This is a genomic window from Quadrisphaera sp. GCM10027208, assembly GCF_042658805.1.
Taxonomy (GTDB): domain Bacteria; phylum Actinomycetota; class Actinomycetes; order Actinomycetales; family SCSIO-59966; genus SCSIO-59966.
Window position 1 is genome coordinate 190,687 of the sequence record NZ_JBHSRC010000002.1, and the last position, 24,333, is coordinate 215,019.

The 24,333-nt window shown below is 74.3% G+C and carries 22 protein-coding genes and 1 riboswitch; of the genes, 18 read left to right on the forward strand and 4 right to left on the reverse strand.

Features of this window, described 5'->3' with window-relative positions:
• Positions 1-28 precede the first annotated feature (28 nt).
• The 3 genes from pdxH (at position 29) to ACFP6A_RS03960 (ending at position 3,527) form a co-directional block, all read left to right on the forward strand.
• Positions 29-727 (forward strand): pyridoxamine 5'-phosphate oxidase, encoded by a 699-nt coding sequence (gene pdxH / locus ACFP6A_RS03950; protein ID WP_379601720.1) that lies wholly within the window; start codon positions 29-31, stop codon positions 725-727.
• Between the two features lie 108 nt (positions 728-835).
• A complete protein-coding gene (locus tag ACFP6A_RS03955) occupies positions 836-1,966 on the forward strand; it encodes a VIT1/CCC1 transporter family protein (protein WP_379601722.1) in 1,131 nt (376 codons plus the stop codon).
• A gap of 295 nt (positions 1,967-2,261) precedes the next feature.
• On the forward strand, positions 2,262-3,527 hold the full coding sequence (locus tag ACFP6A_RS03960; RefSeq protein WP_379601724.1) for an MFS transporter: 1,266 nt from the start codon (positions 2,262-2,264) through the stop codon (positions 3,525-3,527).
• Positions 3,528-3,937: 410 nt separating this feature from the next.
• Here the strand turns inward: ACFP6A_RS03960 and ACFP6A_RS03965 are convergent, their stop codons facing one another.
• The gene (locus ACFP6A_RS03965) at positions 3,938-4,675 is read right to left on the reverse strand and encodes a hypothetical protein (protein ID WP_379601726.1); all 738 of its coding nucleotides are present in this window, start codon (positions 4,673-4,675) and stop codon (positions 3,938-3,940) included.
• A gap of 75 nt (positions 4,676-4,750) precedes the next feature.
• On the opposite strand from ACFP6A_RS03965, the gene ACFP6A_RS03970 reads away from it, so the two are divergent.
• The 7 genes from ACFP6A_RS03970 to ACFP6A_RS04000 all read left to right on the forward strand — a co-directional run bounded on the left by ACFP6A_RS03970 (position 4,751) and on the right by ACFP6A_RS04000 (position 11,883).
• On the forward strand, positions 4,751-5,452 hold the full coding sequence (locus ACFP6A_RS03970) for a metal-dependent transcriptional regulator (protein WP_379601728.1): 702 nt from the start codon (positions 4,751-4,753) through the stop codon (positions 5,450-5,452).
• On the forward strand, positions 5,439-6,533 hold the full coding sequence (locus ACFP6A_RS03975; protein WP_379601730.1) for a hypothetical protein: 1,095 nt from the start codon (positions 5,439-5,441) through the stop codon (positions 6,531-6,533). The genes ACFP6A_RS03970 and ACFP6A_RS03975 overlap by 14 nt, the downstream gene beginning before the upstream one ends.
• Before the next feature lie 314 nt (positions 6,534-6,847).
• Positions 6,848-6,993: riboswitch (cyclic di-AMP (ydaO/yuaA leader) on the forward strand.
• A 42-nt stretch (positions 6,994-7,035) separates the two neighbouring features.
• A complete protein-coding gene (locus ACFP6A_RS03980; RefSeq protein WP_379601732.1) occupies positions 7,036-7,842 on the forward strand; it encodes a C40 family peptidase in 807 nt (268 codons plus the stop codon).
• A 137-nt stretch (positions 7,843-7,979) separates the two neighbouring features.
• Positions 7,980-8,480 (forward strand): HNH endonuclease, encoded by a 501-nt coding sequence (locus ACFP6A_RS03985; protein ID WP_379601734.1) that lies wholly within the window; start codon positions 7,980-7,982, stop codon positions 8,478-8,480.
• Positions 8,481-8,677: 197 nt separating this feature from the next.
• Entirely contained in the window at positions 8,678-10,513 is a 1,836-nt protein-coding gene (locus ACFP6A_RS03990) for a gamma-glutamyltransferase family protein (protein ID WP_379601735.1), read from the forward strand.
• A 102-nt stretch (positions 10,514-10,615) separates the two neighbouring features.
• Positions 10,616-11,563, forward strand: a complete 948-nt coding sequence (locus tag ACFP6A_RS03995) for a universal stress protein (RefSeq protein WP_379601737.1) — start codon at positions 10,616-10,618, stop codon at positions 11,561-11,563.
• A complete protein-coding gene (locus tag ACFP6A_RS04000) occupies positions 11,560-11,883 on the forward strand; it encodes a hypothetical protein (protein WP_379601739.1) in 324 nt (107 codons plus the stop codon). The genes ACFP6A_RS03995 and ACFP6A_RS04000 overlap by 4 nt, the downstream gene beginning before the upstream one ends.
• On the opposite strand, the gene ligD (ACFP6A_RS04005) is transcribed toward ACFP6A_RS04000, so the two are convergent.
• Together ligD (ACFP6A_RS04005) and ligD (ACFP6A_RS04010) are read right to left on the reverse strand one after the other, a co-directional pair.
• A complete protein-coding gene (gene ligD / locus ACFP6A_RS04005) occupies positions 11,847-12,752 on the reverse strand; it encodes a non-homologous end-joining DNA ligase (RefSeq protein ID WP_379601741.1) in 906 nt (301 codons plus the stop codon). The two genes, ACFP6A_RS04000 and ligD (ACFP6A_RS04005), sit on opposite strands and share 37 nt — an antisense overlap.
• Positions 12,749-13,681, reverse strand: coding sequence for a non-homologous end-joining DNA ligase (gene ligD, locus ACFP6A_RS04010; protein ID WP_379602155.1), 933 nt, complete (start codon positions 13,679-13,681; stop codon positions 12,749-12,751). Before ligD (ACFP6A_RS04010) ends, ligD (ACFP6A_RS04005) begins: the two co-directional genes overlap by 4 nt.
• A 62-nt stretch (positions 13,682-13,743) precedes the next feature.
• Between ligD (ACFP6A_RS04010) and ACFP6A_RS04015 the strand changes: the two genes are divergently transcribed.
• Positions 13,744-14,745, forward strand: a complete 1,002-nt coding sequence (locus ACFP6A_RS04015; protein WP_379601742.1) for a Ku protein — start codon at positions 13,744-13,746, stop codon at positions 14,743-14,745.
• A gap of 92 nt (positions 14,746-14,837) precedes the next feature.
• Here ACFP6A_RS04015 and ACFP6A_RS04020 read toward each other — a convergent pair whose 3' ends face one another.
• A complete protein-coding gene (locus ACFP6A_RS04020) occupies positions 14,838-15,641 on the reverse strand; it encodes an alpha/beta hydrolase family esterase (RefSeq protein ID WP_379601744.1) in 804 nt (267 codons plus the stop codon).
• Positions 15,642-15,711: 70 nt separating this feature from the next.
• Here ACFP6A_RS04020 and ACFP6A_RS04025 point away from each other — a divergent pair, with 70 nt between their 5' ends.
• From ACFP6A_RS04025 to ACFP6A_RS04055, 7 genes are all read left to right on the forward strand, one after another.
• The gene (locus ACFP6A_RS04025) at positions 15,712-16,788 is read left to right on the forward strand and encodes a type III polyketide synthase (protein WP_379601745.1); all 1,077 of its coding nucleotides are present in this window, start codon (positions 15,712-15,714) and stop codon (positions 16,786-16,788) included.
• Positions 16,785-17,309, forward strand: coding sequence for an isoprenylcysteine carboxyl methyltransferase family protein (locus ACFP6A_RS04030; RefSeq protein ID WP_379601747.1), 525 nt, complete (start codon positions 16,785-16,787; stop codon positions 17,307-17,309). Before ACFP6A_RS04025 ends, ACFP6A_RS04030 begins: the two co-directional genes overlap by 4 nt.
• On the forward strand, positions 17,306-18,391 hold the full coding sequence (locus tag ACFP6A_RS04035) for an NAD(P)/FAD-dependent oxidoreductase (RefSeq protein WP_379601748.1): 1,086 nt from the start codon (positions 17,306-17,308) through the stop codon (positions 18,389-18,391). The genes ACFP6A_RS04030 and ACFP6A_RS04035 overlap by 4 nt, the downstream gene beginning before the upstream one ends.
• 176 nt (positions 18,392-18,567) lie before the next feature.
• Positions 18,568-19,743 (forward strand): amidohydrolase, encoded by a 1,176-nt coding sequence (locus ACFP6A_RS04040; protein ID WP_379601750.1) that lies wholly within the window; start codon positions 18,568-18,570, stop codon positions 19,741-19,743.
• 18 nt (positions 19,744-19,761) lie between these two features.
• Entirely contained in the window at positions 19,762-20,979 is a 1,218-nt protein-coding gene (gene rocD / locus ACFP6A_RS04045) for an ornithine--oxo-acid transaminase (RefSeq protein ID WP_379601751.1), read from the forward strand.
• Positions 20,980-21,308: 329 nt separating this feature from the next.
• Positions 21,309-22,682: an S-layer homology domain-containing protein gene (locus ACFP6A_RS04050; RefSeq protein ID WP_379602156.1), complete on the forward strand. Its 1,374-nt coding sequence runs from the start codon at positions 21,309-21,311 to the stop codon at positions 22,680-22,682.
• Between the two features lie 118 nt (positions 22,683-22,800).
• Positions 22,801-24,330 (forward strand): sodium-dependent transporter, encoded by a 1,530-nt coding sequence (locus tag ACFP6A_RS04055; RefSeq protein ID WP_379601752.1) that lies wholly within the window; start codon positions 22,801-22,803, stop codon positions 24,328-24,330.
• The last annotated feature ends 3 nt before the right edge of the window (positions 24,331-24,333 follow it).

Below are 24,333 nucleotides of genomic sequence, written 5' to 3' on the forward strand. Positions count from 1 at the left end.
GGGGGAGCGCGGTCCTACTCTCGCCGGTATGGACGCCGTGCGACCGGTCGTCGACCCGGCGGCCCGGGTGCTCTACACCGGGGAGGGCCTGGACGACGCCGCCGTCGAGGCGCTGCGTGCCGCCGGCCCGCTCGCCGTGCTCGAGCAGTGGTACGCCGAGGCGGCCGCCGACCAGCGGGTCACCGAGCCCGGCGCGATGGTGCTCGCGACGGTGGACGCCGCCGGCGACCCCGACGCTCGCACCGTCCTGCTCAAGGGGATGGACGCCGACGGGCTGACGTTCTTCACGAACCTGCGTTCGGCCAAGGCCCGCCACCTGGAGCACCGTCCACGGGCGGCGCTCGTGCTGCTGTGGCACGCGATGTTCCGGCAGGTGCGGGTGCGCGGACCGGTGTCCGTCGTCCCCCGCGAGCAGGCGGCCGCGTACTTCGCCTCGCGCCCGCGGGCCTCGCAGCTGGGGGCGTGGGCGTCCCGGCAGTCCGAGCCGATCGGGTCCCGGGCCGAGCTGGACGCCGCCGTCGCTGCGGTGACCGCTCGCTTCGAGGGCTCGGACGACGTCCCGCTGCCGCCGTTCTGGGGCGGGTACCGGGTGCACCCGGTCGAGGTCGAGCTCTGGGTCGGGCACGCCGACCGGCTGCACGACCGGGTCCGGTTCGCTGCCGTGGACGGGGTGCCTGCGCCGCTCGACGACCCGGCGGCGTGGAGGGTGCAGCGGCTGCAGCCGTGACCGTGCAGCCCTCACCGTGCGGCCCTGACCGGGGGCACCACACCCGATCGGCGCTCAGCGCCCCGGTGACAGGGAGGACAATGGCCTCGACCTGACGAAGGAGGGACCATGAGCACCAGGCCCATCCAGGCCGACCTCGACCGGTACGCGGGCTACCTGGCCGCGGAGTGGGACGCCGCCGCGCTGTACCGCGGGCTCGCCGAGCTCAGCCAGGGCCGGCGCCGCGAGGTGCTCGAGGAGCTGGCGGCGATCGAGGAGAAGCACGCCGCCTTCTGGGCGGCCAAGATGGTCGAGCACGGCGGTACGGCGCCCGATCGTGCGGCCTTCCGCCCCTCCCAGCGCACCCGTGAGCTGCTCGCTCGGGCCCGGGCGGAGTCCACGGACGTGATCCTGCCGATCGTGGAGCAGGGCGAGCGCGATGCCGCCGACGAGTACGCCGACGAGCCCGAGGCGCCGCCGTCCATGCTGGAGGACGAAGCCGGGCACGCCCGGGCGCTGCAGGGGCTGATGGCGGAGGCCAGGGGCGGGACGTCGTCCCCTCCCGTCTCCGAGGGGTGGCACCGGGCCGACAAGTCCGGGACCCTGCGGGCGGCGATCTTCGGGGTCAACGACGGACTGGTCAGCAACACCGCCCTGGTGATGGGCTTCGCCGGCGCGGCCGTCGACCAGCAGGTGGTGCTGCTGGCCGGGCTCGCCGGGTGGTTGGCCGGCGCGTTCTCGATGGGGGCCGGGGAGTTCATCTCGATGCAGAACCAGCGCGAGGCGTTCGAGCGCGAGCTCGAGATCGAGCGCCAGGAGATCGAGGCGCACCCCGAGGACGAGAAGCGTGAGCTGCAGCTGATCTACGAGGCCAAGGGGATCGACCCGGAGACGGCACGCGAGGTCGCCGAGCAGGTGATGTCGGACAAGGACGTCGCTCTCGAGACGATGGCCCGCGAGGAGCTGGGGCTCGACCCGGACGACTTGGGCTCGCCGTGGCGGGCGGCGCTGTGGAGCTTCCTCTTCTTCTCCCTCGGTGCGATCGTGGTCGTCATCCCCTACCTCTTCACCGGTGGCGGTCTCGCCCTCGGACTCGCGATCGGGATGGCTCTGCTGGCGCTGGCCGTGGTCGGTGGCGGGATGGCCCGGCTCACCGGCCGGCCGGTGGTGCGCGGCGTCCTGCGCCAGATGACGGTCGGCGCACTGGCCGCCGGCGCGACGTACCTGTTCGGCACCGTGTTCGGCGTGACCGTCATCTGAGTGGCGAAAAGGGGCTGGCCACGAGCCGCCGCGACGACGTAGCGTCTGCGGTACACGGGAAAGGAGGTGGTCCGACCAGTGAGTGACAGACGGACGCGTGAGGTGGCTGCCAGCTAGCCGCCCGAAGCACTTCGGACGGACTGCCCCCGGTCCTCCGGCCCGCTCGTGGCGGCCGGCGAGTCCACGGCAGTCACCGCAGCCCGCGGGTGCCGCACCTCGTCCAGTGCGGCGTCCTCCTCGGTGAGGAGGGAGCCCGCGGGCTGTTCCCTGTCCAGGCGGGACCACAATCTGGCGAGTGCCGCGCCTGTTCGCCGACCTGACCCCGCTGCGGGTCAGCGCCGACTACCGGCGGCTGCTCGTCGGCAACGCGCTGGCGAACGTGGGCCAGCAGCTGGCGATCACAGCGCTCGGCCTGCAGGTGTACGACCTGACCGGCTCCACCCTCGCCGTCGGGCTCGTCGGCCTGTTCGCGCTCGTCCCCCTCGTCGTCCTCGGTCTGTACGGCGGGGCGATCGTCGACGCCTACGACCGTCGCACGGTGGCCCTGGGCGCGTCCGTGGCGTTGTGGGTGGTCTCCCTCGCCACCGCGGGACAGGCGTGGGCGGGGCTGGAGCAGGTGTGGGTGCTGTACCTGCTGACGTCCCTGCACAGCGCCGCGTTCGCCGTCGTCCAACCGGCTCGGGCCGCGATCCTGCCGCGGCTGCTCCCACTGCGTCTGCTCCCCGCCGCGAACGCCCTGCAGGCAGCTGTCTTCCCGGTGGGGTTCACCCTCGGCCCGGTGCTCGCCGGCGTCCTCGTCGGGCAGCTGGGCTACGGCGTCGCCTACTCGGTCGACGTGCTCACCTACCTCGCTGCGCTGTGGGCACTCGTGCGGCTGCCGTCGTTGCCCCCGCAGGGCGGCGTCCGCCGCGCCGGGTTCTCCTCGGTCGTCGAAGGGCTGCGCTACCTACGCACTCAGCCGAACGTCCGGATGACCTTCGTCGTCGACGTCCTGGCGATGGTCTCCTCGTTCCCCCGGGCGCTGTTCCCCGCGGTGGCCATCGGGGCGTTCGGGGCCGGTCCGACGACCGTGGGCCTGCTGTCCGGCGCGATCGCCGTCGGGTCGGGGCTGGCCGGTGTGCTGTCCGGGCCACTGGGACGGGTGAACCGGCAGGGCCTGGCGGTGCTGTGGGCGATCACGGCCTGGGGGACCTCGATCATCGGGTTCGGGGTCGTCGTCCTGCTCGCGGAGGTGGTCGGGCCGGGGACGTGGGCCCTCGCTGCGGGGCTGGGGTTCCTCGTGCTGGCCGGCGCGTCGGACGCGGTCAGTGCGGTGTACCGGCAGACGATCCTCCAGTCGGCCACGCCCGACGCGATGCGGGGGCGGCTCCAGGGGGTGTTCGTGGTCGTCGTCGCCGGCGGGCCGCGACTGGGCGAGCTCGCGACGAGCGGGGTGGCGCAGGCGGTTGGCGAGGGTATGGCGGCGGTTGCGGGCGGGGTCGTCTGTGTCCTCGGGATCGGCTGGCTCGCTCGCCGCAACCCGCGCTTCCGTCGTTACGACGCCCGCCACCCCGAGCCCTGACCCCTGGTCTCGGCCCACCCCAGCAGCACCAGGCGCACCGCCCCCACCCCCTTTTCGTGATCATGCAATCCCGCCACCCCCGCCCGCCCTGCTCGTGATCATGCAATCCCGCCACCCCCACCCCCTTTTCGTGATCATGCAATCCCGCCACCCGGGTGGACGAGTGGTCGTTGCGGTGGTCACAGAGTGCTGCCGCCGGCACCGGCCTACTGGCGTGTCGTGCCGCCAAGCCAGCACTTTTCGGGAGCGGCGGCGGGTCGTGCAGGTGGCGGGATTGCATGATCACGAGGGGGTGGGGGTGGGGTCGGCGGGTCGCGCAGGGTGGCGGGATTGCATGATCACGAAAGGTTGGGGGGCGGGCCGGTGCGCCGTGCAGGGTGGCGGGATTGCATGATCACGAGGAGAGGGGTTCACGGGGCGGAGAAGGCGGTCGGGTCGACCTCGACCCAGATGTGGGCGGCCCGGGCCAGCAGCGCGCCGTCCGCGGCCCGGCGCAGGGCGGTGGCCGTGAGCGTGCGGCGTCCGGATCGCCCCAGGACGGTCCCGACGACGACGCACGGCTCGCCTACCCGGGGCCGCTCCGGGACGGCGGCAGTGATCGTGCCGAGCACCATCGGCCGCCCGACGAGGTCTGCCGACCACCCACCCGGGCAGTCCAGCGCGGCCCAGACGACCGGCAGCGCGACGCGTCCGTCCCCGGCGTCCAGGTCCTCCGGCGGCGTCCACGGGCAGGCGGTCATCTCCTCCCGGAACAGCAGGTGGCCCGGCTCGAGCCGCAACCCGTCGGGGCGCTGCGTGCCGCACACGAAGCAGGTCGGGAACGGGTGGTCCTGCCGGCCCGCGTACCGGACCGTCGCCGCGGTCGCCGTCTCCAGGTCGACCGCCGGCAGGTCGGGACCCAGCGCCTCCTCGGTCGCGACGGCCGCGGTCAGGACGACGTCGCCGTCGATCCGGGCGGTGGCCGCGTCGTCCGCGACCTCGACGCTCATCGGGACGTCGAGCGGCGGTGGCCGGTGCAAGCGGACCGACACCGGGCGAGCGGACGCCTCCGGCGGCAGCAGCAGCGCCGCCAGTGCCCCGGCCGACCAGCCGCCGTTTGCCGAGGCGGGCGGACCGTTGAACCGAGCGGGGACGACGAGATCGGGCATGCCCGTGACGGTAGCGGTCCGGGCTACCGTGTGCTCGGGTCCGGCGGACCGGGCCGGGACGAAGGACGGAGCACGGTGAGCGACCTCATCGACACCACGGAGATGTACCTCCGCACGATCTACGAGCTGGAGGAGGAGGGCATCGTCCCGCTGCGCGCCCGGATCGCCGAGCGCCTGCAGCAGAGCGGCCCCACCGTCTCCCAGACCGTCGCCCGAATGGAGCGTGACGGCCTCGTCGTCGTCGCCGGTGACCGGCACCTCGAGCTGACCGAGGAGGGCCGCCGCAAGGCCACCCGGGTGATGCGCAAGCACCGGCTCGCCGAGCGGCTGCTCGTCGACGTCATCGGCCTGGAGTGGGAGTACGTCCACGAGGAGGCCTGCCGCTGGGAGCACGTCATGAGCGAGCGGGTCGAGCGCAAGATCCTCGCCATGATCGGCTCCCCGGCCGAGTCGCCCTACGGCAACCCGATCCCCGGCCTGGACGAGCTCGGCCACCCCGGCGCGTCCGGGGCGCAGCCGGTGGCTGCGCTGACGACCCTGGCGGACGCCGCCCGGCGGGCCGGCGGGGAGCCGGTGGACGTCGTGGTGCGGCGGCTGGGCGAACCGCTGCAGACCGACCCCGAGCTGATGCACCGCCTCGCCGTCGGCGGTGTGCGCCCGGGCGGCCGGGTCGTCGTGCGCGCGGGCGACGGCGGGCAGGTGCTCGTCGGCGGCGCCCTCACCCTGCCCGGTCCGGTCGCCGCGCACGTCTTCGTGGTCCCCGGTGACACCCGCTGACGAGCCGGACTGCGCCGAGGACCTGGCCGCCGTCCTGCGCTCGCTGATCGACGACGCCCGGTTCGCCGAGCTCGGCGAGGCTCTGCGCAGCGTCGAGCAGCTCAGCGGTGCCCAGCGCCGCCGGGCGCTGGCCCTGTGCCGGGCCGGCGCGCGGCTGGTCCAGCTCGACGCGGTCGGCTTCGACGAGGTGGACGGCGTGCCGGCCGACCTGGCCGCGCAGGTCCGGGCGATGCGGTTCCCCGACACCTACGACGACCCCGACCGTGGGTCGCTCGCGTCGTTGGTCCCGCTGTACGGGCTCATGCTCGAGGTGCTGGAGACCCACTGGTCCCGCCAGGAGACCGCGTTCGTCGTCCTCGTCCTGCACCTCATGGCCGAGTACCTGCCCGTGCTGGCGTGGGAGTCGGTGCTCGGCCACGCCGCCGACCCGCCCCGCCTTCGGGACCACGTGACCGGGACGATGTGGGGCACCGAGGACTGCCCGATGCCGAGGCACCGGCGGTCCGCGGCGGAGCGGGTCCTGGCGATGCGACCGGGCGAGGACTCCGGCCCCGTCCCGCCGGAGCAGTGGCGGGCGTACCTCGACCGGTGGCACGCCCGCGTTGCTGCGGGTCTGCGCCAGTGCGCGCTGCGTCCTGGACATGGCCGGCCCGACCCCGGCGACGCCGGGTGCGACCGGGCTTGCGGGGTGGTCACGGTCCTGCCCGGTGAGGTGCTGGAGAACCTGGCCGACCGGATGACGCTGGCCGCCGCCTTCGCGTCGTCGCCGGTGGTCGCCCTGCGGCACAGCGCCCCGGTCGGCCACTTCTTCGGCGTCCCCGGTCCGGACGACGTCCAGGCCGCGTGGGCGGAGACCCTGGAGCGCATGGGACGCCCGTGGGAGGACGGGGCCGGGGAGGACCGGAACCTCGTGCTGGCCGACGTGGCCGACGTCGACGGCGGCGAGCGGCGGCCCGAGGCGCTGCCCGGTCTGGCCGGGGTCCTCACTGTGGTGGCGGGGCAGCCGATCCGTCCGACGACGGTGCTGGACCGTCTGCGCCGGGAGGTCACCGCCGTCCTGGACGACGTGCTGGCGGGATGAGCAGCCGGCCTGCCGCTCAACCGCGTCCACGTGATGTGATGATGCTCACAACACGTTGCGTGGTGTCTTAGTGCGGTGAGTGACAATTTCGGGCAGTGAGCCGGACGCCGTGACCATCTCTTGACCAAGGCTTGGCCCGACACGGGAGCCCGTTTTCGCTGGTCCTGGGCTGGTCCAGACGGGTCAGCGGTCAGGGCCGGACGGCGTCGTGACCTGGACGTGACATTGCCAGGGCGGCTCGCTACTGTCGCCCTCGCTTCCGGGACCCCCTCCCCGGAGCCCGACGTCGGAACGCCGAGCCCTGCCACCGACGGAGGTCCAGAACGACACCGCAGGCAGGGGCGGGGGAACCACACGTTTCCCGGGACCCATGGGTCCCTCGGGGTGAAGCCGCACGAGCGGCCGGGTGACTTTCCCACCCGAACCCGACAGCTCACCTCGTAGGCGTGGGAGAGGCACTGCAACTGTGAGCACACGTCCCCGTGGGCGCTACCGCGCTGAGGTGCGTCCGAAGACCCCGCTGTCGACGCTGTCCGAGGCGGTCAGCGCGAACGCGGCGACGATGGGCCGCCGGTCTGCCGTTCTTGCCGCCTCCAGTGGGCTCGTCGTCACCATGGGCCTGCCGGCCGCCGGTGCCACCACCGGCACCGACACCGCGGGTCGACCGGACGCCGGCACGACCGAGGCCGTCGCGGCCGTGCCCGAGCAGGCTGGTGAGAAGGCCGCCCCGGCTGCTGCCGCCGTCCAGGTCGTCGCCGCTGCCGACGACTCCGAGCTGCGTATCAAGCTGCCGCACGTCAGCACGGCCGAAGCGCCGCCGCCACCGCCGCCGGAGCCCGAGCCCGCCGTGCAGGACGAGCAGCGTCGCCAGACGGCGTCCCGCAGCACCACGCGCGAGTCGACCGGCAGCTCGTCGTCCGGGTCGTCGGAGGGGTCCGCGTCCGCTGCTGCACCAGTCACCTCCGCCTCGGGTTCCAACAGCGCGATCCTCGCGATCGCTGCCCGCTACGTCGGCACGCCGTACAGCTACGGCGGCGCCTCGCCGTCCGGCTTCGACTGCTCCGGCTACACCCAGTACGTGTACGGCCAGGCGGGCATCTCCCTGCCCCGCACGTCCGGTGGCCAGGGTTCCGGCGGACGCCGGATCTCGGCCAGCGAGGCCCGTCCCGGCGACCTGGTCTGGAGCGGCAGCGGCCACATCGGCATCTACGCCGGCGGCGGGATGATGTACGACGCCCCGCGCAGTGGCAAGACCGTGCAGAAGCGCAGCATCTGGTTCAACCCGATCTTCGTGACCTACACGCACTGATCCGTCGTCGTCCGAGCCGTCGGCCCGGTACCGCACGCCGCGGTGCCGGGCCGATGGCGTTCGTGGCCGCCTTCCGGCGACGGGTCGATGACTCAGGGTGCTGGGCCGGCGGGCCGGACGGGCCGTACCCTGCCCCTGTGCGCCCCCGCACGCTCGTCCTCAATGCGGGCTTCGAGCCACTCGCCGTGGTGTCCCTGCGGCGGGCGATCGTCCTCGTCCTCACCGGGAAGGCGGTCGTGCTCGCGACGGACGGCCCCGGCGTCCGCTCGAGCTCCGTCGTCCTGGACCGGCCGTCGGTGATCCTGCTGTCCCGCTACGTCCGGGTGCCACGAGCCCGGACGATGCCGGTGTCGCGCCAGGGCGTGCTGCGCCGTGACGCGCAGCGCTGCGCCTACTGCCGTGGGCCGGCGACCACCGTCGACCACGTGCTGCCGCGCAGCCGGGGCGGGCCGGACTCCTGGGAGAACCTCGTGGCCTGCTGCGTGCGGTGCAACAACGTCAAGGGCAACCGGACGCCGGAGGAGCTCGGCTGGACCCTGCACGTCGTCCCGCGCCCGCCGCACGGCCCCGCCTGGACCCTCCGGCACGCCGAGCCGCTCCACCCGTTGTGGGTGGACTACCTACCCGCCGCCGCCTGACCTCGACGCTCCTCTTCGCCCCTTCGCCACAGAATGCTGGATCGGGCACGCGTTCCCCGGCGTGTCGCGCCACCAACCCAGCATTCTGCGGAGGGCGGAGGGGGCGCGAGGGTGGCGGGATTGCATGATCACGGTGGGGGGGGGGGGGGGGGGGGTGGGGTGCTGGGGGAGGAGGAGTGGTCGGGCACAGTGGCGTCATGGCTGACGTCCCGCTGACCCGTCCTGAGCTCGCCGGCACCTTCGGCATGGTGGCCTCCACCCACTGGCTGGCGTCGCAGACCGGGATGGGGGTGCTGGAGCGCGGCGGCAACGCCTTCGACGCCGCCGCGGCCGCGGGCTTCGTCCTGCAGGTCGTCGAGCCCCACCTCAACGGCCCCGCCGGCGACCTGCCGATCGTCCTGTGGAGCGGTACGGACCAGCGCGCGCACGTCGTCTGCGGGCAGGGCCCGTCCCCGCAGGCCGCGACGCTGCAGGCGTTCGCCGACCTGGGCCTGGACGCCGTGCCGGGCACCGGCCTGCTCGCCGCCACCGTCCCGGGGGCCTTCGGGGCCTGGACCCTGATGCTGCAGCGCTGGGGGACCTGGCGGCTGCGCGACGTCCTGGAGCCGGCCATCGGCTACGCCCGGCACGGGGCGCCGGTGCTGCCGCGGGTCTCCCGCACGATCGACGCGGTCTCGGCGCTGTTCACCGACGAGTGGACGACGTCCGCCCAGACCTACCTGGACGGCGGCCGGGCCCCGGCGCCCTGGTCCCGGTGGCGGCTCACCCGGCTCGCGGACACCTACGAGCGCGTGCTCACCGAGGCCGAGGCCGCCTCGAGTGACCGGGACGCCCAGATCGAGGCCGCCCGCGACGTCTGGTACCGCGGCTTCGTCGCCGAGGCGGTCGACACCTTCGCCCGGACGACGACCTGGCTGGACACCTCGGGACGGCGGCACGGCGGGCTGCTGAGCGCCGACGACCTGGCCCGCTGGCAGCCGACCGTCGAGGAGCCGCTGTCGGGCCGCTACCGCGACGTGGAGGTGCTCAAGACCGGTCCCTGGGGCCAGGGGCCGGTGATGCTGCAGGCACTGCACATCCTCGACGGACTCGACCTCGCCGGCCCGGACGGGGACCTGGCGGACGACGACCCGGACTGGATCCACCTCACCACCGAGGCCTCCAAGCTGGCGTTCGCCGACCGTGAGGCCTGGTACGGCGACCCCGAGCACGTCGACGTCCCGCTCGCCACCCTGCTGTCGCAGGACTACGCCGCCGAGCGGCGCCGGCTCATCGACCCGGCCCGCGCCGACCGGGAGCTGCGCCCCGGGTCCCCGGACGGGCGGACCCCCCGGCTGCCCGACGTCCCCCTCGAGGGCCTCGGCGGCACCCGGGACGCCTCGGTCGGCGAGCCGACCGTCCGTCGCGACGGTCGCACAGCCGGGGACACCTGCCACGTCGACGTCGTCGACCGGTGGGGGAACATGGTCGCCGCCACCCCGAGCGGCGCGTGGCTGCAGTCCTCCCCGGTCGTGCCCGACCTCGGCTTCCCGCTGGGGACCCGGGCGCAGATGTTCTGGCTCACCGAGGGCCTGCCGACGACCCTCGCTCCCGGCGTCCGGCCGCGGACCACCCTGTCGCCGTCCCTGGCCCTGCGCGACGGCGAGCCGTGGATCGCCTTCGGCACCCCCGGCGGCGACCAGCAGGACCAGTGGAGTCTCGTGCTGCTGCTGCGGATGGTGCACGCCGCCGAGGCGTCGCGGCGGCGCGGCGAGCCGGTGTGGACCGGCCTGCAGGCGGCCGTGGACGCCCCGATGTTCCACCACGACCACATGCCGTCCTCGTTCTTCCCGCGGCAGACCTTCCCGGCAAGGCTCACCGTCGAGGACCGCGTGCCCCGCCCGGTGCTCGACGAGCTCGCCCGCCGCGGGCACGACGTGCAGGCCGTCGACGGCTGGTCGCTGGGGCGGTTGTCGGCCGTCGCCCGGGACGGCGGGTGGCTGCGGGCGGCTGCCAACCCCCGGGGCGCCCAGGGGTACGCCGTGGGCCGCTGACCTACGGCGTGCGGGCGTGCCGTGAGGGGCGCCGGGGCCGCGGCGGGGAGTGCCGAGCTGGGGCCCTGGACCGGCGACGGGGCGGACCGACAGACTGACCGCATGACGGACGCGCAGGTCGTGCTGGTCGGTGTCGACGGCTCCGAGGCGGGCAACTACGCCCTGGACTGGGCGGTGGAGGAGGCGGTCCGGCTCGGCTGGTCGCTGCACCTCGTCTGCGCGTACACGATCCCGGTCACCGCGGGCATCGCCGGGGAGATCACCACGCCGCTCATCGACGACGAGTCGGTCCGGGCCGCCGCCGAGGCGACGTGCGCGGACGCCGCCCGGCGGGTCGCGGCCCACCCGCAGGCGCCGCCGGTGCGCACCGACGTCGTCTACGGCGACGCCGCCGGCGTCCTCGTCGACGCATCCGAGGGTGCCGGTCTCGCGGTCATCGGCAAGCGGGGCCGCGGCGGGTTCGCCCGTCGGCTCCTCGGCGGGGTGTCCAGCGCGCTGCCCGCCCACGCCGCCTGCCCGACCGTGGTCGTCCCGTTGCCACGCTCCGTGGACGACGAGGCCGGCGTCCAGGAGCGGTCCGGCGTGGTCGTCGGCGTCGACGGCTCACCGGCCGCCGCCCGGGCCGCGGACGTCGCAGCAGCGTTCGCCGAGCGCCGCGGCTGGCCGCTGCGCCTGCTCGCCGCCGTCCCGCTCGCCGTCCCGACGCTGGCGTGGGTGCCGACCGCGCTGGACCCCGACCCCCTGATCGCGGAGGTGCGGGCCGAGCTGGCCGCCGACGCGGACGCCGTCCGGGCGAACCACCCCGGCCTGGAGGTGACGACCGCGGTCGAGCACGACTCTCCGGCCCGGGCGCTGACCGACGCGTCGGCGACCGCGGGGCTCGTCGCGGTCGGGGCCCGCGGGCACGGCGGGTTCACCGGGATGCTCCTGGGCTCGGTGAGCCAAGCGGTCCTCCAGCACGCCCAGGGCCCGGTGCTCGTCGTCCCGCACCGTGAGCCGGACGACGCCGGCTTGCGGGCCGACGGGGACGCGGGTAGGCCTGCGGTATGAGTGAACCGCAGCGCAGGGACCTCGGGCAGGCGACCCCCGGCGAGGAGCCCGGCGCCGGCATCGCCGACCCGGCCACCGTGGCCGGCGGCACCATCGGTGCCGGCGACCCGTCGGCGGAGGCCACCGCCGAGCAGGTCGACCCGGCCGGTCACCCCCACGAGCCGGCGCCCGAGGTGCCGCAGAATCCGCCCGACGCGAGCGACCGGGCCGAGGACACCTCACGCGAGGTGCGCGAGGCGCGCGAGGAGGTCCGGGACACCGGCGGCCTCGGCGAGGGCGAGGATCAGGGCAGCTGGGGCCCGGGGTGGGAGCGGGAGTAGGGCTCCATCAGGTCGCCCTCGGTCGCGAGCCGGTCGAGCACCTCGTCGTAGGTCAGCTGGCGCAGCCCCGGACCGATCTCGTCCCACCGTCGGGGGGCCGCCACCGTGGGTCGGTCCCGGCCGCGCAGCGAGTACGGCGTGATGGTCGTCTTCGCCGCGGTGTTCTGGCTCCAGTCGAGCAGCACCTTGCCGCGGCGCAGCGACTTCGTCATCGTCGCGGTGACGAGGTCCTTGTGGTCGCGGGCGAGTCCCCGGGCGAGCCGCTCGGCGTAGCCACGCACGGCGTCCGCCGCGTCCGTGGCGGCCAGCGGCGCGTACAGCTGCAGGCCCTTGCCCCCGCTGGTCACCGGCACCGCCTCCAGCCCGTCGTCGGCGAGGCGCTCGGCGACCAGGTGCGCGACCGCCGCGCACTGCTCCAGGCCGGCTCCCTCCCCGGGGTCCAGGTCGACGACGAGGCGGTCGGGGTGGCGCACCGCGCCGCGTCGACCGACCGTCCACTGCGGGGTGTGCAGCTCGAGGGCGGAGAGGTTGCCGAGCCAGGCCAGGGTCGCGACGTCCTCGACGAGCGGGTACTCGATGAACCCGTCGGACGCCGCGACGCGCACGGTCCGGACCCAGGACGGCGTCCCGGCCGGCACGTTCTTCTCGAAGAACCGCTGGGGGTCGCCGACGCCGTGCGGCCACCGGATCCGGGTCACCGGCCGCTCGTGGAGCTGGGCCAGCAGCGGCCCGCTGACCCGCACCAGGTAGTCGATCACCTCGGCCTTCGTCGTCCCGGTGGCCGGGTAGAGCACCTTCTGCAGGTTCGTCAGCCGTAGCCGGCGCCCGCCGACCTCGACGTGGGTGACCTCGTCGGCCGCCGGGTTCACCGCTCCTCCACGGGGTCGGCCTCGGCGTCGGTGCGCACGCCGAGGTAGGCCGGCTGGCGCAGCCGGCCGGCCGTCGTCCAGCCGAGGTGCACCACCTCGACGGCGAGCACCGGCTCGCACCAGGTGGCCCCCGCGGCGTCCACCCGTGGCACCGGGTCCGCGAACGGGCAGTCCGCCCGGGCCAGCGGGGAGAGGCGCTCGGCGAGGTCGCGCTGGGCGGTGCGCCCGATGCCGCTGCCGACCCGCCCGAGGTAGCGCAGGGCGCCGCCGGCGTCCGGTGCGCCGACGAGCAGCGCGCCGACGGTCCGGGTGGTGTCGGTCTGCGGCCGCCAGCCGCCGACGACGACGGTCCGGGTCGGGCGGTGGGGCACCTTCACCCAGTGCGGGCTGCGCCGCCCCGGTTCGTACACCGAGGTGCGCCGCTTGGCGACGACGCCCTCGAGTCCCTGCTCGCGGGTGGCGGCGAGCAGCGCCGGGCCGTCCTCGTAGAGCGGGGACAGCTGCACCGGGCCGTCCGGCAGGGGCAGCCGCTCGAGGGTCGCACGTCGCTCGGTCAGCGGCCGGCCGGTGAGGTCCACCCCGTAGAGCCGCAGGACGTCGAAGACGACGTAGCTGACCGGTCGGGTGCGGGCGAGCCGGCGGGCGCGGGCGGCGTCCCGGACGTGGATCCGCTCCTGCAGCGCGGGGAAGGAGGGCCGGCCGGCGTCGTCCAGGGCGACGACCTCGCCGTCGAGCAGGACGTCGGGCAGCTCGGCCAGGCACGCCAGCTCGGGGAACGCGGCCGTCACCGGTCGGCCGGTGCGGCTGAGCAGCCGCAGGTCGCCGTCCGAGGCGTCCGCGAGGACCCGGATCCCGTCCCACTTCACCTCGAACACCCAGTCGGCGCCGGTCGGCAGCCGGCCGGGTTCGGGGCTCGGAGTGGCGAGCATGGGCTGCACGGGGCCATCCTGCCGGGCAGGGAGATCATCGGCCGGATGAGAGGTGTCGCGTCGTGAGGGCGATCTGGAAGGGTGCGGTCTCGTTCGGCCTCGTCAACGTGCCGGTGCGGCTGTACGCGGCGACCGGGGAGAAGGACATCACGTTCCACCAGGTGCACGTCGTGGACGGCGGCCGGATCCGCTACAAGCGGGTGTGCAGCCTGGACGGCGAGGAGGTGCCCTACGGCGAGATCGCCAAGGGGTACGAGACGGACGACGGCGAGCTCGTCACGCTGACCGACGAGGACTTCGCCCAGCTGCCGCTGAAGACCAGCCGCGAGATCGACGTCGTCGAGTTCGTGCCGGCAGAGCAGGTGGACCCGATCCTGTTCGCCAAGACCTACTACCTGGAGCCGGAGAAGTCGGCCCTCAAGCCCTACGCGCTGCTGCGTGAGGCGCTGGTGGAGACCGACCGGATGGCCGTGGTCAAGGTGGCGCTGCGCCAGCGCGAGACGCTGGCGGTGCTGCGGGTCCGGGACAACGTCATCTGCCTGCAGACCATGCTGTGGCCGGACGAGGTGCGGGCCGCGGACTTCGAGATCCTCGAGTCCGACGTCGAGCTGCGGCCCCAGGAGCTGAAGATGGCGGCGTCGCTCGTGGAGTCCCTCGCCGGAGACTTCCAGCCGGAGCAGTTCTCCGACCAGTACGCCGAGGCGCTGCGCGAGCTCATCGAGGCCAAGGTGGGTGCCGGCGAGGTGCGCCGTCCCCAGGCCGAGGTCGAGGAGGAGGGCGCCGGCGGGCAGGTCGTCGACCTGCTCACTGCCCTGCAGCGCAGCGTCGAACGGGCCCGGGCCGGGCGTGGTGGTGACGCCGAGCCGGCCGCGGAGGAGCCGCCGGCGGCGAAGGCTGCCGCGCGAAAGTCGGCGGCGAAGAAGGCGCCGGCCAAGAAGGCGGCCACGAAGAAGGCACCGGCCAAGAAGGCGCCGGCCAAGAAGGCGGCCACGAAGCAGGCGCCGGCCAAGAAGGCGGCCACGACGAAGGCGCCGGCCAAGAAGGCGCCCCGCAAGACCGCCTGACCCCCGCGATCTCTGGAGGCCTTCCGGGGTCTCCGGCCCGGTCGAGACCCCGGAAAGTCTCCAGAGATCGGTCAGAGGCGGGCAGAGATCGGTCAGAGGTGGGCGCGGAGCCAGGTGGTGACGATGCCGTGGACCTCGGGGGCGATCTCGTGCCCGACGCCGGGCAGGACCCGGACGTCGAGGTCCGCGTGCGGGGCGACGTCCGGCAGGTCGACGAGCGGGCGGAAGCCGGTGAACAGGTGCGGGACGACGTCCGCGCCCTGGACCGGGACCGAACGGTCCAGCTCCCCGTGCAGGTGCAGCGCCTCGAACGCCCCGTCGCAGGTCGACGTCGTGATGGTCGCGTTGACGACGGCGATGGCGTCGACGAGCTCGGGCCGCTCGCAGGCGAGGCGGTAGGCGAGCATGCCGCCGTTGGAGTAGCCGACGACCGCGACCTGGGAGGCGCCCTCGGCGCGCAGCCGGGTCAGCGTCCGGGCGAGGAAGCCGACGTCGTCGACACCGGAGCGCGCGGCCGACCCGCAGCAGCCGCCGGCGTTCCAGGACGTGCGCCGACCCAGACCCGTCGGGTACACCACGGTGGCGTCGAGCTCCTGGGCCCACTCGTCCGCGTCGAGGTCGCGGCGCAGCTGCTCGGGACCGGCCGTGTACCCGTGCAGGGCCAGCACCACGCGCTCACGCACCGGCTCGTCGGCGGGGACGACGAGCAGCGGGCGCTCGGCGTCCGGCACCGCCGGGATCAGCGGGTCCGGCTGCAGGACCGGAGCCGGCGCCGAGGTCGACTCGGCGGGCGCGCCGCCGACGACCTCGGCCCCTGCCAGCACGACCACCGCGAGCGCCACGGCGGCCGCAGCGGCGCGGGGCAGCAGCCGGCGGCGGCTGAGCGGGGTGCTCACCGCACCAGGATGCGGCACCGGTCCGGTGCTGCCGGTAGCGGGGCGCCACCGGGTGGGTGAGGATGCCGACGTGACCCGGATCGCCGCGGTGGCCCCCGTCCTGCCGGAGCACCGGTACGCCCAGGAGGACATCACCGCGCTGTTCGCCGGGCTCGTCACCCCCACCGGGGACAGGCGCGCCCTGCTGGAGCGGCTGCACTCCTCGGCCGGCGTCCACCACCGGCACCTGGCGATGCCGCTGGAGCGCTACCGGACCCTCAGCGGGTTCGGCGAGGCCAACGACGTGTTCATCGCCGTCGGCACCGACCTCGGCGCCCAGGCCATCTCGGTCGCACTCGAGGCCGCGGGGCTGAGCGCCCGGGACGTGGACGTCGTCCTGGCCACGAGCGTCACCGGCATCGCCGCGCCGTCGCTGGAGGCCCGTCTGGTCACCCGGCTCGGGCTGCGCCACGACGTCAAGCGCATCCCGGTCTTCGGCCTCGGCTGCGTCGCCGGCGCCGCGGGGATCGCCCGCCTGCACGACCACCTGCGCGGCGACCCGGACGGCGTCGCCGTGCTGCTCAGCGTCGAGCTGTGCTCGCTCACCGTGCAGCGCGACGACACCTCGACGGCCAACCTCGTCGCCAGCGGGCTGTTCGGTGACGGCGCCGCCGCCGTCGTCCTGGTCGGGGAGGACCGCGCCCGCCGGCTCGGGCTCGAGGCCGCCCCCCAGGTGGTCGCCACCCGCAGCCGGTTCTACCCCGACACCGAGGACGTCATGGGCTGGGACGTCGGCGGCACCGGCTTCCGGATCGTGCTGGCCGCCAGCGTCGCGGACGTCGTCGAGGCCCACCTGGCCGAGGACATGAAGGCGTTCCTCGCCGACGCCGGCCTGGAGACCGCCGACGTGGCACGGTGGATCTCGCACCCGGGCGGGCCGAAGGTGCTCCAGGCCGTGCAGGCGTCCCTGCACCTCCCGGACGACGCACTGCGGCCGGCCTGGCAGTCCCTCGCCGAGGTCGGCAACCTGTCGTCGTCCTCGGTGCTGCACGTGCTCGCGGCGACCCTCGCCGACGAACCGCCTCCACCGGGCTCCGCCGGGGTCCTGCTCGCGATGGGCCCCGGCTTCTGCGCCGAGCTCGTGCTGCTGCGCTGGGAGGGCCCGTGAGCAGCGAGGCGTGGTTCGCCGTCCTCGTCGCCCTCGTGGTCGCCGCCCGCGTCGCCGAGCTTGCCGTCGCCCGGCGGCACCTGCGGTGGGCCGTCGACCGTGGCGGGGTCGAGCACGGCGCCGGGCACTACCCGGTGATGGTGCTGCTGCACACCGCCTTCCTCGTGGCCTGCCTGGTCGAGGTGGTCCTGCTGGACCGGCCGTTCCTGCCCTGGCTCGCCTGGCCCGCGCTCGCCGTCCTCCTCGCCGCGCACGCGCTGCGGTGGTGGTGCGTCGCCGCCCTGGGGAGACGCTGGACCACGCGTGTCGTCGTCCTGCCCGGTGAGCCGCTGGTGACCCGGGGCCCGTACCGCTGGCTGCGTCATCCCAACTACCTCGCGGTCGCCCTGGAGATCCTCGCCCTACCGCTGGTGCACACCGCCTGGCTCACCGCGGTGGTGTTCACGGCGCTCAACGCGGCGCTGCTGCTCGGGGTCCGCATCCCGGTGGAGGAGCGCGCCCTGGCCCAGGCGTCCCGGTGACCGGACGCTGGGACCTCGTCGTCGTCGGCGGAGGCCCGGTCGGGCTCGCCGCTGCGGTCGCAGCCGCCCGGCGCGGGCTGCGCAGCGTCGTGGTCGAGCAGCGGACCGGCCCGGTCGACAAGGCGTGCGGGGAGGGGCTCATGCCCGGCACCCTGCGCGCGCTCGCCGACCTCGGCGTGGACGTCGACCGGGACGTCGGCGGCGCGCCGTTCGTGGGGATCCGGTACGTCGGCCCGGACGGCGTGACGAGCGCGGCCCACCGGTTCCGGGCCGGACCGGGGCGCGGGGTGCGTCGGACCACGCTGCACGCCGCGCTGCGGCGCCGCGCCGACGAGGTGGGCGTCACCGTGCTGACCGGCCGAGTGGACGACGTCCAGCAGGACGGCGCGCGGGTGCGGGTCGTGGTCGCTGCTGGCACCCGCCCCGCCGGCTCCGGTGCCGGCGGGACGGTGGAGGCCCGGTGGGCGCTGGCCTGCGACGGGCTGCACTCGGTGCTGCGGCGGCGCCTCGGCCTGGACGCCGGGACGGACGGGCGGCGCTACGGCGTCCGGCGGCACGTCGCCGTCCGGCCCTGGACCGACCACGTCGAGGTGCACTGGTCCGCGGACGCCGAGGCGTACGTGACCCCGGTCGCGGCAGGGGAGGTCGGGGTCGCCGTCCTGGGCCCCCGTGGGACGGACCACGCGAGCGCGCTGACCGCGTTCCCGGCGCTGGCCGACCGGCTCGCCGGGGCAGCGTGGACGACGTCCGTGCGGGGCGCCGGGCCGCTGCGCCGGCGGGTGCGCGGCCGGGTCGCCGGGCGGGTGCTGCTCGTCGGGGACGCCGCGGGCTACGTCGACGCGCTGACCGGGGAGGGGCTGCGGGTAGGGCTGGCGTCCGCGGAGGCGGCGGTGGCCGCCGTGGCCGCCGGCCGGCCGCAGGACTACGAGGCGGCGTGGCGCGAGGTCACCCGCTCCTACCGCTGGCTGACCGGCGCCCTGGTGACCGCGACCCGGGCCGCCCCGGCGCGCCGGGCCCTGGTCCCGGCCGCGGCCAGGGCGCCGCGCCTGTTCGCCGCCGCCGTCGACACCCTCGCCACCTGACCCCCCGCCACCCTCACCCACGACTTCCCCGTGATCATGCAATCCCGCCACCCTCACCCACGACTTCCCCGTGATCATGCAATCCCGCCACCCCTCACCCCCGCCGTGATCATGCAATCCCGCCACCCGGGCGGGGCGGCGCCTGCACCGGCAGGAAGGCGTCTAATGTCCACCATGTGAGCGCATCCCCGGTCGACGAGGGCCTTCTGCGGCAGGTGGCCGACACCCTCGAGCAGCACCGTCACACCGTCGTCGGCCTCTCCCACGCGATCGCCGCCGACCCGGAGCTGGCCCACGAGGAGCACCGCGCCATGGACCGGTGCGCGGGCGTCCTCGAGCAGGCCGGGATCGAGGTCGAGCGCGGCGCCTACGGACTGCCCACCGCCTTCGCCGCCCGCTTCGGCTCCGGCGACACCCACGTCGTCCTGTGCGCCGAGTACGACGCCCTGCCCGAGGTCGGACACGCCTGCGGCCACAACGTCATCGCGGCGGCCGCGGTCGGTGCCGGACTCGTCCTGGCGCCGCTGGCGGAGGCCGCCGGGCTGCGGGTGACCGTGCTCGGCACCCCCGCCGAGGAGAGGTTCGGCGGCAAGGTGGACCTGCTGGACGCGGGTGCGTTCGACGACGCCGACGCGGCGCTCATGGTGCACCCGACCCCGTACGACGAGTACGGTCCGCGCAGCCTCGGCATCGAGGAGTGGCAGGTGGTCTACACCGGCCGCGCGTCACACGCCAGCGCCGCCCCCGAGCAGGGCCGCAACGCCTTGGACGGCCTCGTCGCCGGCTACCAGGCCGTCGCGATGCTGCGCCAGCACCTGCGCCCCCAGCAGCAGGTGCACGGGATCATCACCCACGGCGGCGACGCCCCGAACGTCGTCCCGGAGCGCACCGAGGGGCTGTTCTACCTGCGTGCCCGGACGCCGGACGACCTGGCCGACCTGCGCGAGCGGGTCCGGGCCTGCCTGCAGGGCGCGGCGACCGCGACCGGGACGTCCGTCGAGATCACCCCGGTCGGGCACACCTACCTGCCGCTGCGACCCCACGCGGGCCTGGTCGGCGCGTTCACCGACGCCTGCGCGGCTCTTGGCCGGCCGTACACCCCGGACCCGCAGGGCGACGGCCTCGGCGGGTCCACCGACTTCGGCAACGTCAGCCAGCGGCTGCCCGGTCTGCACGCCTACGTCGCCGTCCACTCCTGGCCGGCGGTCAACCACCAGCACGAGTTCGCCGCGCACTGTGTCACCCCGCAGGCGGATGAGACCCTGCTGCAGTCGGCCGGTGCCCTCGCGCTCACCGCCCTCGCCGTCGCCGGCGACCCCGGCGTCCTGCACGACCCCGACCCCACGAGCTGAGAGAGGTCCGCACCGGAGATGACCCGTACCGACGACCTTCGGTCGATGTCCGAGCGCTGGAGCGCCCACAACTACCACCCGCTGCCCGTGGTGATCTCGGAGGCCTCCGGGGCCTGGGTCACCGACGTCGACGGACGCCGCTACCTCGACTTCCTCTCGGCGTACTCGGCGATGAACTTCGGCCACCGCCACCCGCGCCTGCTCCGGGTGGCCCACGAGCAGCTCGACCGGGTCACCCTCGTCAGCCGGGCGTTCGACCACGAGACGTTCGGCCCGTTCTGCCGGGATCTCGCGCAGCTGTGCGGCAAGGACATGGTGCTGCCGATGAACACCGGCGCCGAGGCCGTCGAGACGGCGATCAAGGCCGCCCGGAAGTGGGGCTACCGGGTCAAGGGCGTGCCCCACGACGAGGCGACCATCGTCGTGGCGTCCGACAACTTCCACGGGCGCACGGTCACGATCGTGTCGTTCTCGACCGACGAGTCCGCCCGCGAGGACTACGGCCCGTACACCCCCGGGTTCCGGGTCGTGCCGTACGGCGACCTCGCCGCGATGGAGCAGGCCGTCGACGACACGACGGTCGCCGTGCTCATCGAGCCCGTGCAGGGGGAGGCCGGTGTCGTCATCCCCCCGACGGGGTACCTGTCGGGACTGCGTGAGCTGTGCACGCGGGAGAACGTCCTGCTGGTCGCCGACGAGATCCAGTCCGGCCTGGGCCGCACCGGGACGACGTTCGCCGTGGAGCACGAGGGCGTCGTCCCGGACGTGTACATCCTCGGCAAGGCGCTGGGCGGTGGCATCGTGCCGCTGTCGGCGGTGGTCGCCGACGAGGAGGTGCTCGGGCTGTTCGCACCCGGCACCCATGGGTCCACCTTCGGCGGCAACCCGCTCGCCACCGCGATCGGACGCGAGGTCGTCGCGATGCTGCGCACCGGCGAGCTGCAGGAGCGCTCCCGAGTGCTCGGCGAGCACCTCGCCCAGCGACTCAAGGAGCTCCCCGCGGACGCCGTGGCCGAGGTGCGCAGCATCGGGCTGTGGGCCGGTGTCCAGCTGCGGCCCGAGGCCGGCCGGGCGCGGCAGGTGTCCGAGGCGATGCAGGCTCGCGGCGTGCTCGTCAAGGAGACCCACGAGTGGACGGTGCGGATCGCCCCGCCGCTCGTCATCGACCAGGCCGACCTGGATCGCGGGCTCGACGCGCTCGCGGAGACCATCGAGGAGCTGCGGCCGCGCGGCTGAGCCCAGCCGAGGTGCCGCTGCGCTCGCGCGCGCCAGCCCCTCGCGCCAGCCCCTCGCGCCGGCCCCTCGCGCCGGCCCCTCGCCCGCCGGCCCGCGCCCGGCCCCTCGCAAAATGCTGGATTTCGCCCGCGTCTCGCGGCGTGTTGCGTCTACAACCCAGCATTCTGCGCTGGGGGTGACGCTGGGGGGGAAGAGTGGGCGGCTGGGGGTGAAGAGGGGGCGCTGGGGGAGGGGGGCTTGGCGCTGGGTGTTGAGGGCTCAAGGCACCGCGGGCAACGGCCGATGCACGGAGGGTTCCGTCGGTCGTCGAAGGACTCCTCGTGCCGCAGATGTCTCGCTCCCGCCCCGCCGCCCCCGGCAGCTGGCTTCGCCGCTGCGTGTCCGGCGCCGCGCTGGCCGGGGTTGCCCTCGGTCTGCTGAGCGGTCCGGCCGCGGCCGTCACCGCTGGCCCGCTGACGTCGTCCGGCCCGGTGACGTCGTCCGGACCGGTGACGGCGGCTGACCCCACGGACGTCGACCCGACGGACCCCGTGGACCCGGTCGTCCCGCCGGAGCCCACCTCACCCCCGGCGACCGGCCCGGTGTCCGCGTACCCGGTCCCGGCGGCGGTGGAGGACTACAGCCCCTACCTGGGCCAGGTCAGCTGCGACCCGACGCCCAAGCCCGGCACGGTCGCGCTGTCCGAGGTCGTCCTGGCCCACTACGGCCAGGGCCGCTCCAGTGGTATCGCCCGCGCCTGCGAGCAGGGCGGCCGCAGCGAGCACAAGGAGGGCCGGGCCTGGGACTGGGCGCTCGACGTCAACAACCCTGCGCACAAGGCGGCCGCGGACGAGTTCGTCGCCTGGCTCATGGCCGACGGCCCCGACGGCAAGCCGGGCTGGAACGCCCGCCGGCTCGGCGTCATGTACGTGATCTGGAACCGCCAGACCTGGTCGTCGTACAAGGCCGACCAGGGGCTGCTGGCCTACACCGGCTCCAGTCCGCACACCGACCACGTGCACGTGTCGCTGAGCTGGGCCGGCGCGATGCAGCGCACCTCGTTCTGGACCGGCCGGGTCGCCGCCACCGACTACGGACCGTGCGTCGCGGTCGAGGGTCAGCTCGCGCCCCCGTACACCGCGCCGAACCTCGAGCGCTGCCCGGCGCCGGTCCGGTTGCGGTTCTGGGACGTGCCGCAGCACCACTCCTTCTTCACCGAGATCGAGTGGCTGGCCGACCAGAAGATCACCGAGGGCCGGGCCGACGGCTCGTTCGGGGTCACGGACACCATCACCCGCGCTGAGATGGCCGCGTTCCTGTACCGGCACGCCCGCCCGTCCTGGTACCCGGCGTCCACCGAGCAGCGGTTCACCGACGTCCCCCTGGACCACCCGTTCGCTACCGAGATCGGCTGGCTCGCCGAGCAGGGCATCAGCCGTGGAGTCGGGGACGGCAGTGCCTTCGACCCGCGCGGCACGGTGACCCGTCACCAGATGGCGGCGTTCCTGCACCGGGCGCTCGGAGCGCAGGACGACTACGTGACTGCCACGCCGACGGTCGTGTTCGCCGACGTCCCGCCCACGAGCAACTGGTACGAGGACGTCGTGTGGCTGGCCGCCAGCGGGATCACCACCGGGTCCGGTGACGGGACGGTCTTCCAGGGGGAGGACCCGGTGACGCGGGGCCAGATGGCGGCGTTCCTCTACCGGGCCTCGATCGGCTGACCGCCGGCCCGGACGCCGCCGACCCGGACGCCGTCGGACGACGCCGGCGGCAGGACGGCACCTGGGTCATGGCACCCGGGTCGTTGACCTGACGGCGGCGGCGGACCACGGTTAACCCATGGCGACGTCTCAGACGGAGGTCGTGGGCCGGGACCAGTGGGCGACAAAGGTCGGCTTCCTGCTGGCCGCCATGGGGTCGGCCATCGGCCTGGGCAACATCTGGCGGTTCCCGTACGTCGTGTACGAGAACGGTGGCGGCGCATTCCTCATCCCGTACTTCGTCGCCATCCTCACGGCGGCGCTACCGATCCTCATCCTGGAGTACGCCCTCGGGCACCTGCACCGGTCCAGCGCACCGCACGCCTTCCGACAGGTGCGTCGCGGGTGGGAGTGGCTCGGCTGGTGGCAGGTCGCGGTCGCGTTCTTCATCGCCACCTACTACGTGGTCATCCTCGGCTGGTGCCTCGCGTTCGTGTGGTACTCGGTCGGCCAGCAGTGGGGCGAGGACACGGGCGCGTTCTTCATCGGTGACTTCCTGCAGACCTCCGAGGGTGGGGCGCCAGAGGGGTTCTGGCAGGTCGGTGGCCCGGTGCTGGCGGTCCTGGTGCCCGTGCTCATCGCCTGGGCGATGATCTACACGATCCTGCGAGGTGGCGTGCGGCGCGGGATCGAACGGGCGTCCCGCGTGCTCATGCCGCTCCTCGTCGTCCTGCTGCTCGTGCTCGTGATCCGCGGTGTCACCCTCGAGGGGGCAGGCGAGGGCCTCAACGTGCTCTTCACTCCGGACTTCGGGGCGCTGGCCGACCCGGGCGTGTGGATCGCCGCGTACGGTCAGGTGTTCTTCTCCATGAGCATCGCGTTCTCGATCATGATCGCGTACGCGAGCTACCTGCCACGGCGCACCGATCTGACGAACAGCGCGTTCGTCGTGGGTCTGGCCAACTCGAGCTTCGAGTTCCTCGCCGCCATCGGCGTGTTCTCGGTCCTCGGCTTCCTCGCCGTAGCGTCCGGCTCGGCGGTTACCGACGTCGCGGGTAGCGGGGGTGTGGGGTTGGCGTTCATCGCCTTCCCTCAGATCATCAACACGCTTCCGGGCCTCAACAGCCTCATCGGGATCGTGTTCTTCCTGACCTTGTTCTTCGCCGGTCTGTCCTCGATGGTGTCCATCCTCGAGCCCGGCATCGCGGCGGTCCGGGAGAAGTTCCACCTGTCCCGGACGGCGGCGGTGAACATCCTGTGCGGCGCCGCCTTCGTCGTCAGCCTCGTCTACACCACGCGCGGCGGGCTGTTCTACCTCGACACCGCCGACCGCTTCCTCAACAACTTCGGTCTGGTGGTGTCCGGGCTGCTCGAGGTGGTCCTCGTGGCCTGGGTGGGCCGCGAGCTCGCCGCGCTGCGCCGGCACGTCAATGAGATCTCGTACATCCGGGTGGGGGCGTGGTGGACGGTGTCCCTGTCTGTGATCACCCCGGTGCTCCTCGGTTTCATGACGGTCTACAACGTCTGGACCGAGGTCAACGAGCCGTACGCCGGTTACCCGGCGAGTGGGCTGCTGGTCGTGGGCTGGGGTGTGGTGGCGCTCACCCTGGTCATCGCGCTGCTGCTCAGCCAGATCCGCAAGGACCGCGAGATGAGGTTGGAGGGCTGAGCC